Genomic DNA, 11,510 nt, shown 5'->3' on the forward strand with positions numbered 1-11,510 from the left:
CCCGAAAGGGCACCACGCGCATGGAGCAGTACGAGCCCGACCGTCTGACCCCGCCCCAAGTGGCCGCCATGCGGCGCAGTCTGCTGGGCGGCAGGGCCGCCCTGACCCGCCGGTCACTGCTGCGGGCCTCCGCGAGCGGCGCGCTCGCGGCCGGCGGCCTCGGGGCGCTGAGCGGCTGCGGGATCCCCGCGGCGGGCAAGAGCCAGGGCGGCACCTCCGCCCAGGACCACTCGGCCCGGGAGAAGACGGTGAACTTCTCCAACTGGACCGAGTACATCGACGTCGACGACAGCGGCAAGCACCACCCGACGCTCGACACCTTCCGCCGGCGGACCGGGATCACGGTCACCTACACCGAGGACATCAACGACAACAACGAGTTCTTCGGCAAGATCAAGCCGCAGCTCGCCGCGGGCCAGGACACCGGCCGCGACATCATCGTCCTCACCGACTGGCTGGCCGCCCGGCTGATCCGCCTCGGCTGGGTGCAGAAGCTCGATCCGTCGAACCTTCCGCACGCGTACACCAACCTCTCGGCCCAGTTCCGCAACCCCGACTGGGACCCCGGGCGGGCGTACTCGTACCCCTGGCAGGGCATCTCCACCGTCATCGCCTACAACAAGAAGGCGCTCGACGGCATCGAGGTGAAGTCGGTCTCCGACCTGCTCGACAATCCCAGGCTCAAGGGGCGCGTCGGCTTCCTGTCGGAGATGCGGGACTCCATCGGCATGACCCTGCTCGACATGGGCAAGGACCCGGCGAAGTTCACCGACGACGACTACGACGCCGCGATCGCCCGCCTCCAGAAGGCCGTCGACAAGGGCCAGATCCGCCGCTTCACCGGCAACGACTACACCTCCGACCTGACCAAGGGCGACTTCGCGGCCTGTATCGCCTGGGCCGGCGACGTGGTCCAGCTCAAGGCGGACAGCCCGGACGTCGACTTCGTCATCCCGGACAGCGGCTACATGACGTCGACCGACAACATGTGCGTCCCCAACAAGGCGCGGCACAAGACGAACGCCGAGCGGCTCATGGACTTCTTCTACGAACCCGAGCAGGCCGCCGCGCTCGCCGCGTACATCAACTACGTGACGCCGGTCGACGGCGTGAAGCCCTACCTTGCGAAGATCGACAAGGACGCGGCGGAGAACCCGCTGATCGTCCCCGACAAGGCCATGCAGGCGAAGTCCCATGCCTTCCGCTCCCTGAGCCAGAAGGAAGAGACGGCCTACGAAGAAAAATTCGCGAAGCTCACAGGGGCGTGACGACGATGAAGACGACACCGGACAACAGCGGCGACGTCCGCCTCGCCGGCATCTCCAAGACCTACGGCTCCTTCACCGCCGTACACCCGCTGGACCTGACCGTGCCCCAGGGCTCCTTCTTCGCCCTGCTCGGCGCCTCCGGCTGCGGCAAGACCACCACCCTGCGCATGATCGCCGGCCTGGAGGAACCTTCCTCCGGGACCGTGCGCCTCGGCGACCAGGACGTCACCCACCTGCCGCCGTACAAACGGCCGGTCAACACGGTCTTCCAGTCCTACGCCCTCTTCCCGCACCTCGACATCTTCGAGAACGTCGCCTTCGGCCTGCGCCGGCGCGGCATCAAGAGCGTCAAGAAGCAGGTCGAGGAGATGCTGGAGCTGGTCCAGCTGGGCGAGCAGGCACGCAAGAAACCCCACCAGCTCTCCGGCGGCCAGCAGCAGCGGGTCGCGGTGGCCCGCGCGCTGATCAACCACCCGAAGGTGCTCCTCCTCGACGAGCCGCTCGGCGCCCTCGACCTCAAGCTGCGCCGCCAGATGCAGCTGGAGCTCAAGCGCATCCAGACCGAGGTCGGCATCACCTTCGTGCACGTCACGCACGACCAGGAGGAGGCCATGACCATGGCCGACACGGTCGCGGTGATGAACGCGGGCCGCGTCGAGCAGCTCGGCTCGCCGGCCGACCTGTACGAGAACCCGCAGAGCACCTTCGTCGCGAACTTCCTCGGCACCTCCAACCTCATCGAGGCCGAGGTCGACACGAAGAACGGCGACGACATCGTGCTCAAGGCGGGCGGCGGCAAGCTGGTGCTGCCCGAGGCGCGATGTTCCGCCCCGACGACGGCCGGCGGCAAGGTGCTGGTCGGCATCCGGCCCGAGAAGATCTCCCTCACGCACGCCGACGACGCGGGGGACATCCCGGCGGGCCGCAACCGCCTCACCGGCAAGATCGCCGACGCCAGCTTCATCGGCGTCTCCACGCAGTACGTCATCGACAGCCCCGTCTGCGACGAACTCGCGGTGTACGTCCAGAACGTCGAGCGGGACGGCCGGCTCGTCCCCGGCGCCGACGTCGTCCTGCACTGGAGCCCGGCCCACACCTTCGGGCTGGACGCGGCCCAGGACATCGACGCGGGCACCGAGGAAGAGGTCGCCGCCTGATGTCCACGCTCTCCGAGGCGCCCCCGCCCCTCGCCCCCGCGGAACCCGCGCAGAAGCCACCGCGCAGGCGCGGCCGGTTCACGCCGTACTGGCTGCTGCTGCCCGGCATGCTCTGGCTGATCGTCTTCTTCGCGCTGCCGATGCTCTACCAGGCCTCCACCTCCGTGCAGCAGGGCTCCCTGGAGGAGGGGTACAAGGTCACCTGGCACTTCGCGACCTACTGGGACGCGCTGTCCGGGTACTGGCCGCAGTTCCTGCGGTCCGTGTCCTACGCCGCCGCCGCGACGCTGCTGTGCCTGCTGCTCGGCTATCCGCTGGCCTACCTCATCGCCTTCCGGGCCGGCCGCTGGCGCAACCTGATCATGATCCTGGTGATCGCGCCGTTCTTCACCAGTTTCCTGATCCGCACCCTGGCCTGGAAGACGATCCTCGCCGACAACGGCGTGGTCGTGCACACGCTGAACTCGCTGCACATCCTGGACCTCACCAACTGGCTCGGCTGGACGGCCGGCGACCGTGTCCTCGCCACCCCGCTCGCGGTGGTGTGCGGCCTGACGTACAACTTCCTGCCGTTCATGATCCTGCCGTTGTACACCTCGCTGGAGCGGATCGACGGGCGGCTGCACGAGGCGGCCGGCGACCTGTACGCCAGGCCGTGGACCACCTTCCGCAAGGTCACCTTCCCGCTGTCCATGCCGGGCGTGGTCTCCGGGACGCTGCTGACCTTCATCCCGGCGGCCGGTGACTACGTCAACGCCGAACTCCTCGGCTCCACCGACACCCGCATGATCGGCAATGTCATCCAGACGCAGTTCCTGCGCATTCTGGACTATCCGACGGCCGCGGCCCTGTCCTTCATCCTCATGGCCGCGATCCTGGCCATGGTCACGCTCTACATCCGCCGGTCCGGGACGGAGGATCTCGTCTAAATGCCCTTCGTCAACTGGCTCAAGCGCCGTCTCGTCGTCATCGCCGGACTGCTGACGCTCGCCTATCTCCTGCTGCCCAACGTCATCGTCACGGTGTTCTCCTTCAACCGACCGAAGGGGCGCTTCAACTACGAATGGCAGCAGTTCTCCACGGACGCCTGGAGGGATCCGTGCGGTGTGGCCGACATGTGCGGCTCGCTGTCCCTCAGCCTCCAGATCGCCGTATGGGCCACGGTAGGCGCCACGATCCTCGGCACGATGATCTCCTTCGCGCTGGTCCGCTACCGCTTCCGCGCGCGCGGCGCCGTGAACTCGCTGATCTTCCTGCCGATGGCGATGCCCGAGGTCGTCATGGCCGCCTCGCTGCTCACCCTGTTCCTCAACATGGGCGCCCAGCTGGGCTTCTGGACGATCCTGATCGCCCACATCATGTTCTGCCTGAGCTTCGTCGTCACCGCCGTCAAGGCGCGCGTGATGTCGATGGACCCGCGCCTGGAGGAGGCCGCCCGGGACCTGTACGCCGGTCCCGTGCAGACCTTCCTGCGGGTCACCCTGCCGATCGCGGCACCCGGAATCGCCGCGGGCGCGCTGCTCTCCTTCGCGCTCTCCTTCGACGATTTCATCATCACCAACTTCAACGCCGGTTCGACCGTCACCTTCCCGATGTTCGTCTGGGGGTCGGCGCAGCGCGGAACGCCCGTGCAGATCAATGTGATCGGTACGGCCATGTTCCTGGTCGCCGTGCTGTTCGTCCTGACGTCGATGGTCATCGGCAATCGCCGGAACAAGCAAAAGGCATAGCCCTTTTCGGAACGTCCTCTGTAGGGAGTTGAAATCATGGCCCCAAGCGCCATGAGCCGTGGCAAAGACAACTGGATCGCCTCTCTCTCCGAAGCCCAGCCGGTCCCGTACTGGCTGGAAGACCCCGGAAAGCCGCACGCCGAGCCCGCCCTCACCGGCACCGAGACCTGCGACCTGCTGGTCGTCGGCGGTGGCTACAGCGGACTGTGGACCGCGCTCAACGCCAAGGAGCGCGACCCGCAGCGCGATGTGGTGCTGCTGGAAGGCCGCGAGGTGGGCTGGGCCGCCTCGGGCCGCAACGGCGGCTTCTGCGCCGCCTCCCTCACGCACGGCCTGCCCAACGGCCTGGCCCGCTGGCCCGACGAGATCCACACACTGGAGGAGCTGGGCCGGCGCAACCTCGACGAGATCGAGGCCGCGATCACCCGGCACGGCATCGACTGCGACTTCGAACGCACCGGCGAGATCGACGTCGCCACCGAGACCTACCAGGCCTGGGAACTGCGCGACTGGCACCGGGAGTTGGAGGACAAGGGGCTCGCGGACGGCATCGAGTTCCTGGACACCGACGCCGTGCGCGAGCAGGTGAACTCGCCCACCTTCGAGGCGGGCCTGTGGGACCGCCGGGGCGTGGCCATGCTGCACCCGGCCAAGCTGGCCTGGGGCCTGAAGAGGGCCTGCCTGAAGCTCGGGGTGCGGGTGTACGAGCACACACCCGCCCTGACCCTGAAGAGTTACGGCGCCGGGATGGCCGTACGCACCCCGTACGGCGCCGTCCGCGCCCGCAGGGTCGCCCTCGGCACCAACATCTTCCCGAGCCTGCTGCGCCGCGTGCGCTCGTACACCGTCCCGGTCTACGACTACGCGCTGATGACCGAGCCGCTCACCGCCGACCAGCTCGCCGCGATCGGCTGGAAGAACAGACAGGGCCTCGGGGATTCGGCGAACCAGTTCCACTACTTCCGGCTGTCCGCCGACAACCGCATCCTGTGGGGCGGCTACGACGCGATCTACCCCTACGGCGGCCGGGTCCGCGCCGAGTACGACGACCGGCCCGAGACCTACGCCAAGCTCGCGGGCCACTTCTTCACCTGCTTCCCACAGCTGGAGGGCGTCCGCTTCACCCACGCCTGGGGCGGCGCGATCGACACCTGCTCCCGCTTCTCGGCGTTCTTCGGCACCGCCCACCAGGGCCGGGTGGCCTACGCGGCGGGCTACACGGGCCTCGGCGTCGGTGCGAGCCGGTTCGGCGCGGACGTGATGCTGGACCTGCTGGACGGGGAGCGCACCGAGCGGACCGAGCTGGAGATGGTCCGCAAGAAACCGCTGCCGTTCCCGCCGGAGCCGTTCGCCTGGACCGGTATCGCCCTCACCAAGTGGTCCCTGGCCCGCGCGGACGCCCACGGGGGCCGGCGGAACCTGTGGCTGCGGACGATGGACCGGCTGGGGCTGGGCTTCGACAGCTGAGGGGGCTTGTACGCGCTGTCCACGGTGCCGTCAAGCCACGAGATCCCGGAGCGTGACCCTGCCGCCCGGTTCCGGCGTACTGGAAGCACGACCTCACCGCGAGGCACCGACTTCCGTACCGGATCAGCAGGAGACCTCATGACCCGCGCGACTCGCAAGCACGACGTAGCCCGTCCCAGGCGCCGGCTGGGCCTGGCCGCCGCGGCGGCCTCGGCCGCCTTCGTCACCGGCGGTGTCATCCTGCCGGCCGCGACCGCGACGGCGGCGCCGATGCCGCAGGGGGCGGGTACGGCTGCGCAGCACCTCCGGCACGTCAAGCTCTACTGCTGGGAGAAGCACAAGTCGTCCCACTGGAAGAAGCACAAGAAGTTCTCCTGCTGGGTGGAGAAGCGGAAGTACTACTGGGACGACGATCACCAGTGCTTCTACATCGTGATCAAGCAGTACCGGTACTACTTCTGGGACTCCCACCGCGACTTCCACTACTTCTGGCACCACGAGCACAAGGACCGCTGGAAGGAACGGGACCACGGCGATACGGACCACTGGAAGCAGACACCGAACAGGCCGGACCCGGGCAAGCCGGACCCGGGCAAGCCGAATCCCGCGACGCCTGACCCTGCGGACGCCGACACTAACGACCAGCACACCCAGGAGACCCAGCAGGATCAGCAGACGCAGGAGGAACAGACTCAGCAGACTCAGGAGAATCAGCAGAACCAGCAGACCCAGCAGCAGGACCAGCAGGACCAGCAGGACCCCCAGCAGGACCAGCAGCAGGACCAGTTGACTCATGAGAATCAGCAGGGGTCCGCGGCGACGCAGGACGACCAGCAGTCCCAGGACGCCCAGCAGCCCCCTCAGGAGTCGCAGGCGACTCCGCAGCCCGAGACGCCTCAGGAGCAGCCGGTGCAGGATCCCCCCGCCGACGTCGGCTGACGCAGGTCACCCGAAAGGGTGCCCGGAACCCGCGTAATGCCGGCCGCAAGCCTCTCTCTCCCTTGTGACGCAACCGCGTCCACGAGCGAGAGGGAGGCTTCTTCATGACTGGGGCGAAGACGGCGGTCGAATGGCTGGCATCCGTCGCACCGGACCCCGAGGCCTGCCGCTGGGAGTGGGAACGCAACCCCCTCGGGGTCGCCCTGCTGCCCGCCGGCAAGGCGTGGGACGTCCTGATCCTGCCGGGTGACCTCGGCTACCCGACCCTGGACGTGCTCACCCGCGTCCTGGACCGACCCGGCCCGGTGCTCGTCGACTCCGGCGACAACCGGGTCGGGTTCTTCGTGCCCCCGGGCACCGCGGCCCGCTGGCTCGGCACCGGCATCCGTACCGCCGGGACCGGCACCTGGATCGTCGTACCGTACCCGGGCCGGGTGACCCGCGGTGTGCGCTGGCTGGTGCCGCCGGACGGCTCGGGCACGCTGACCGACCCGGCGCTGCTGGAAGTGGCGATGCACGAGGCGGCTGCCGGGCCGGCCAGGGGGAGGGACGAGGACGGGTAGCGCCCGGACGTCTTGACAAGAGGATTGGTCTGGACCAAGTTGTGTGCGCTCCGCCCCTCCAACTCCCCCGATCCCGGAGGCCCTTGTGGACCGCGCCCGACGTCCCAGATCCGTCCTCGCCGCGCTCACGGCCGCGCTGCTGGCCGTGCCCGGAGTCACCGCGCTCTCGTCGGCCGCCCGTGCGGCCGACGCGGACGTCGCGGTCAACGGCGGCTTCGAGTCCGGCCTGACCGGCTGGACCTGCACGGCCGGTACGACGGTCGGCTCACCGGTGCACAGCGGACGTGCCGCGCTGCAGGCCACCCCGGCGGGCAGCGACAACGCCCAGTGCTCCCAGACGGTGACCGTCCAGCCCGACGCGCAGTACACGCTGTCCGGATACGTCCGCGGGTCCTACGTCTACCTCGGCGCCAACGGCACCGGCACCACCGACGTCTCCGCCTGGACCCAGTCCGCCCCCGACTGGCAGAAACTGAGCACCACCTTCCGCACCGGAGCCTCCACCACCAAGGTCACGATCTACACCCACGGCTGGTACGGCACCGGCGCCTACCAGGCCGACGACATCACCCTGGTCGGCCCCGGCGGCAGCGGCACCGGACAGCCGCCCGCCGCCCCGACCGGCCTCAAGACCACCTCCGTGACCTCGTCCTCCGTCGGGCTGTCCTGGTCGGCGGTGACCGGCGCGACGAGCTACGCGGTCTACCGCGACGGGGCCAGGGTCCAGACGGTGACCGGCACGTCGGCGACGGTGTCCGGTCTCGCGGCCTCGACGGCGTACGGCTTCCAGGTCGCCGCGGTCAACGCCGCCGGCGAGTCCGCGAAGTCCGCGGTCGTCACCGCCACCACCAGCGCCGGCACCGGCGGCGGCCCGTCCGACCTGCCCGCCCACGCCCTCGTCGGCTACCTCCACGCGAGCTTCGCCAACGGTGCCGGCTACACCCGCCTCGCCGACGTCCCCGACAGCTGGGACGTCATCGACCTGGCCTTCGGCGAGCCCACCTCGGTCACCTCCGGGGACATCCGCTTCGACCGCTGCCCGGTCACCGAGTGCCCCGGCGTGGAGAGCGACGCCGAGTTCAAGGCGGCCGTCAAGGCCAAGCAGGCGGCCGGCAAGAAGGTGCTGATCTCGATCGGCGGCCAGAACGGCCAGGTCCAGCTGACGACCACGGCCGCCAGGGACGCCTTCGTCTCCTCCGTCTCGAAGATCATCGACACCTGGGGCCTCGACGGCCTGGACATCGACTTCGAGGGCCACTCCCTGTCCCTGAACGCGAACGACACGGACTTCAAGAACCCCACCACGCCCGTGATCGTGAACCTGATCTCCGCTCTGAAGACCCTGAAGGCCAAGTACGGTGCCCAGTTCGTGCTGACCATGGCCCCGGAGACCTTCTTCGTACAAAACGGCTACCAGTACTACGGCACCGGCAAGTGGGGCGGGCAGGACCCCCGCTGCGGCGCGTACCTCCCGGTCATCCACGCCCTGCGCGACGACCTGACGCTGCTGCACGTCCAGGACTACAACTCGGGCCCGATCATGGGCCTGGACAACCAGTACCACTCCATGGGCGGCGCCGACTTCCACATCGCCATGACCGACATGCTGCTCACCGGCTTCCCGGTCGCCGGCGACCCGGGCAACGTCTTCCCGCCGCTGCGCCCCGACCAGGTCGCGATCGGCATGCCGGCGTCGACGAACGCGGGCAACGGCTACGTCTCCCCGTCCGAGGTCACCAGGACCCTGGACTGCCTGACGAAGAAGACGAACTGCGGCTCGTACGCCACCCACGGGACGTGGCCCGCGCTGCGGGGTCTGATGACGTGGTCGGTGAACTGGGACCGCTACGCGAACGGGGAGTTCCAGAAGACCTTCGACGGCTACTTCGGCTGACGCCCGGCACGAGGGACAGGGCGGTCAGCAGCACGGTGCACAGGCACCAGCTGGCCACCACGTCCAGCGGCCAGTGATAGCCGTGCCGGACCAGTCCGTACGACACCCCGAGGACCAGCACCGCACAGCCGGTCACCAGCGAGCGCCGGGCGGCGGGGGAGCGGAGCCAGGGGAGCAGGAGCAGGGCAGCGGAGCCGTAGGCGACCGCCGCCGTGGCCGTGTGACCGGACGGGAAGTAGCCGACGGCCGGGGGCATCACCGGTGTCCCCGGCCGGGCGGTCCAGTCCTTCAGCGGTACGACGATCGCCGGGACCAGTGCCATCAGCACGGCCGCGGCGAGCGGCGGCAGCCACCACCGCCCGGCACCGGCGGCCCGGCCCCGCCACAGCACGTGGCCGAGCGCGAGCACGAGGACCGGGACGGCGACCTGGACGTTCCCCAGGTCGGACAGGATCTCGGCGAACCGGTCCGGACGGACCAGGGCCCGGCTCAGGCGGGCGTCCAGGCGCAGCAGCGGGCCGTGCGCCACGACCTGCCAGGTGATCAGCGCGAAGAGGACGGCCGGAAGGCCGAGGAGCGGGGCACGGCGGACTACGGTCGACACGGCGCCCAGCTTGGCAGACGTACCCGCGGACACGGGGAAGGAGGTCGGCCGCCCCGGAACAGGGGGGGTGGTTCCGAGGCGGCCGTCCGGATCGGAACGTCGCTCGCCCCGGGGGGTTTGGGGCGGCGACCGTCCGATCGGTGAGGAGATCCCGGCGCCGTCAGGCGCCGGTTGTGTGCGCGAGGGCACGACCAGGTCGAAGCTGGGGAGGCCTCGGCCCGGCGTCCGTCCACAGTCCCCTGGGGACGGGTGTATCTCTCATCTGGAGAGAACCTACGGCAGGCCGGGGCGGTTGGGCAGACGGAATCGGCTCCCGTCATCCACCCCGCACACGTTCTTCACACGGCCTGCCGCAGGCGCCCTTCATCAGTGCGGACCCGCTGCTCAGATGCGCGCGAAGGCCTGCTCGATGATGTCGAGGCCCTCGCCCAGGAGGTCCTCGCCGATGACCAGCGGGGGCAGGAAGCGGAGCACGTTGCCGTAGGTGCCGCAGGTGAGGACCAGCAGGCCCTCGGCGTGGCAGGCCTTGGCGAGCGCGGCGGTGGCCTCCGGGTTCGGCTCCTTGGTGGCGCGGTCCTTGACCAGCTCGATCGCGATCATGGCACCGCGTCCGCGCACGTCGCCGATGATGTCGAACTTCTCGGCCATGGCGGTGAGGCGATCCTTCATGATCTCCTCGATGCGCTTGGCCTTGCCGTTGAGGTCCAGCTCCTTCATCGTCTCGATGGCGCCGAGCGCACCGGCGCAGGCGACGGGGTTGCCGCCGTACGTACCACCGAGGCCGCCGGCGTGCGCGGCGTCCATGATCTCGGCGCGGCCGGTCACGGCGGCGAGCGGCAGACCGCCCGCGATGCCCTTGGCGGTGGTGATCAGGTCGGGGACGATGCCCTCGTCCTCGCAGGCGAACCACTGCCCGGTCCGGCAGAAGCCGCTCTGGATCTCGTCGGCGACGAAGACGATCCCGTTGTCGGCGGCGAACTGGCGGATGGCCGGCAGGAAGCCCTTCGCGGGCTCGATGAAGCCACCCTCACCCAGCACCGGCTCGATGATGATCGCGGCGACGTTGTCCGGGCCGACCTGCTTGGTGATCTGGTCGATGGCCTGCTTGGCGGCCTCGGGGCCGGCGTTCTCCGGGCCGGTGGGCCAGCGGTACGCGTAGGCGACCGGCACGCGGTACACCTCGGGGGCGAACGGGCCGAAGCCGTGCTTGTACGGCATGTTCTTCGCCGTCAGCGCCATGGTGAGGTTGGTCCGGCCGTGGTAGCCGTGGTCGAACACGACCACGGCCTGCCGCTTGGTGTACGCACGCGCGATCTTGACGGCGTTCTCGACGGCCTCGGCGCCGGAGTTGAACAGCGCGGACTTCTTGGCGTGGTCACCCGGGGTCAGCTCGGCCAGCGCCTCCGCGACCTCCACGTAGCCCTCGTACGGGGTGACCATGAAACAGGTGTGGGTGAAGTCGGCGAGCTGGGCGGAGGCCCGGCGCACGACGGCCTCTGCGGAGGCGCCGACGCTCGTCACCGCGATACCGGAACCGAAGTCGATGAGCCGGTTGCCGTCGACGTCCTCGATGATGCCGCCGCCCGCGCGCGCGGTGAACACGGGCAGCACGGAGCCCACGCCCTGCGCGACCACGGCGGTACGGCGGGCCTGAAGCTCCTGCGACTTCGGGCCGGGGATGGCGGTGACGACGCGGCGCTCCTGCGGAAGTGCGGTCATGGGGGCTCCCTGATGATCTTGCGTACCGGGCGGTCCCGGGCGGTTCCGGGCGGTGCGTTTTCGGACGCATACCTTCTTTTCTCGCAGGCTAAGACCGGTTCCGGGGGGTGGGCATGCTCCATGTGGGCGTTGTCGGCGGCTCCCGTTGTCCGCCGTGGACATAGCCCAC

At 69.4% G+C, this 11,510-nt stretch carries 9 protein-coding genes and 1 pseudogene; 8 read left to right on the forward strand and 2 right to left on the reverse strand.

Annotated features, from left to right (window positions below):
- Positions 1-20: 20 nt before the first annotated feature.
- The 8 genes from ACIP4Y_RS30390 to ACIP4Y_RS30425 all read left to right on the forward strand — a co-directional run bounded on the left by ACIP4Y_RS30390 (position 21) and on the right by ACIP4Y_RS30425 (position 9,018).
- The gene (locus ACIP4Y_RS30390; protein ID WP_358645114.1) at positions 21-1,268 is read left to right on the forward strand and encodes a spermidine/putrescine ABC transporter substrate-binding protein; all 1,248 of its coding nucleotides are present in this window, start codon (positions 21-23) and stop codon (positions 1,266-1,268) included.
- Positions 1,265-2,425, forward strand: a complete 1,161-nt coding sequence (locus ACIP4Y_RS30395) for an ABC transporter ATP-binding protein (RefSeq protein WP_401398876.1) — start codon at positions 1,265-1,267, stop codon at positions 2,423-2,425. Before ACIP4Y_RS30390 ends, ACIP4Y_RS30395 begins: the two co-directional genes overlap by 4 nt.
- Entirely contained in the window at positions 2,425-3,354 is a 930-nt protein-coding gene (locus ACIP4Y_RS30400; protein ID WP_401398877.1) for an ABC transporter permease, read from the forward strand. The genes ACIP4Y_RS30395 and ACIP4Y_RS30400 overlap by 1 nt, the downstream gene beginning before the upstream one ends.
- Positions 3,355-4,155 carry an ABC transporter permease gene (locus ACIP4Y_RS30405; RefSeq protein ID WP_358645108.1) on the forward strand — a complete coding sequence of 267 codons (801 nt, stop codon included), beginning with the start codon at positions 3,355-3,357 and terminating at the stop codon, positions 4,153-4,155.
- 36 nt (positions 4,156-4,191) lie between these two features.
- Positions 4,192-5,622: an NAD(P)/FAD-dependent oxidoreductase gene (locus tag ACIP4Y_RS30410; RefSeq protein WP_401398878.1), complete on the forward strand. Its 1,431-nt coding sequence runs from the start codon at positions 4,192-4,194 to the stop codon at positions 5,620-5,622.
- Positions 5,623-5,760: 138 nt separating this feature from the next.
- The gene (locus tag ACIP4Y_RS30415) at positions 5,761-6,561 is read left to right on the forward strand and encodes a hypothetical protein (protein ID WP_401398879.1); all 801 of its coding nucleotides are present in this window, start codon (positions 5,761-5,763) and stop codon (positions 6,559-6,561) included.
- Positions 6,562-6,665: 104 nt separating this feature from the next.
- Complete coding sequence (locus ACIP4Y_RS30420; RefSeq protein WP_401398880.1) at positions 6,666-7,124, forward strand: hypothetical protein; 459 nt, start codon at positions 6,666-6,668, stop codon at positions 7,122-7,124.
- 85 nt (positions 7,125-7,209) lie between these two features.
- Positions 7,210-9,018: a chitinase gene (locus tag ACIP4Y_RS30425; protein ID WP_401398881.1), complete on the forward strand. Its 1,809-nt coding sequence runs from the start codon at positions 7,210-7,212 to the stop codon at positions 9,016-9,018.
- On the opposite strand, the pseudogene ACIP4Y_RS30430 reads toward ACIP4Y_RS30425, so the two are convergent.
- Together ACIP4Y_RS30430 and gabT are read right to left on the reverse strand one after the other, a co-directional pair.
- Positions 8,960-9,622, reverse strand: a pseudogene (locus tag ACIP4Y_RS30430) (phosphatase PAP2 family protein); the annotation flags it as partial. The gene ACIP4Y_RS30425 and the pseudogene ACIP4Y_RS30430 overlap by 59 nt on opposite strands.
- 384 nt (positions 9,623-10,006) lie before the next feature.
- Positions 10,007-11,341 (reverse strand): 4-aminobutyrate--2-oxoglutarate transaminase, encoded by a 1,335-nt coding sequence (gabT, locus tag ACIP4Y_RS30435; protein ID WP_358645098.1) that lies wholly within the window; start codon positions 11,339-11,341, stop codon positions 10,007-10,009.
- Positions 11,342-11,510 lie beyond the last annotated feature (169 nt).

This window comes from Streptomyces sp. NPDC088810, from assembly GCF_044750305.1.
In the GTDB taxonomy this organism is placed as follows: Bacteria; Actinomycetota; Actinomycetes; order Streptomycetales; family Streptomycetaceae; genus Streptomyces.

Excerpts from the sequence above, each read along its gene's own strand:
- ACIP4Y_RS30390 (WP_358645114.1), top strand. The coding sequence starts at position 21 with ATGGAGCAGTACGAGCCCGACCGTCTGACCCCGCCCCAAGTGGCCGCC.
- ACIP4Y_RS30400 (WP_401398877.1), top strand. The coding sequence starts at position 2,425 with ATGTCCACGCTCTCCGAGGCGCCCCCGCCCCTCGCCCCCGCGGAACCC.
- ACIP4Y_RS30405 (WP_358645108.1), top strand. The coding sequence starts at position 3,355 with ATGCCCTTCGTCAACTGGCTCAAGCGCCGTCTCGTCGTCATCGCCGGA.
- ACIP4Y_RS30410 (WP_401398878.1), top strand. The coding sequence starts at position 4,192 with ATGGCCCCAAGCGCCATGAGCCGTGGCAAAGACAACTGGATCGCCTCT.
- ACIP4Y_RS30415 (WP_401398879.1), top strand. The coding sequence starts at position 5,761 with ATGACCCGCGCGACTCGCAAGCACGACGTAGCCCGTCCCAGGCGCCGG.
- ACIP4Y_RS30420 (WP_401398880.1), top strand. The coding sequence starts at position 6,666 with ATGACTGGGGCGAAGACGGCGGTCGAATGGCTGGCATCCGTCGCACCG.
- gabT (WP_358645098.1), bottom strand. The coding sequence starts at position 11,341 with ATGACCGCACTTCCGCAGGAGCGCCGCGTCGTCACCGCCATCCCCGGC.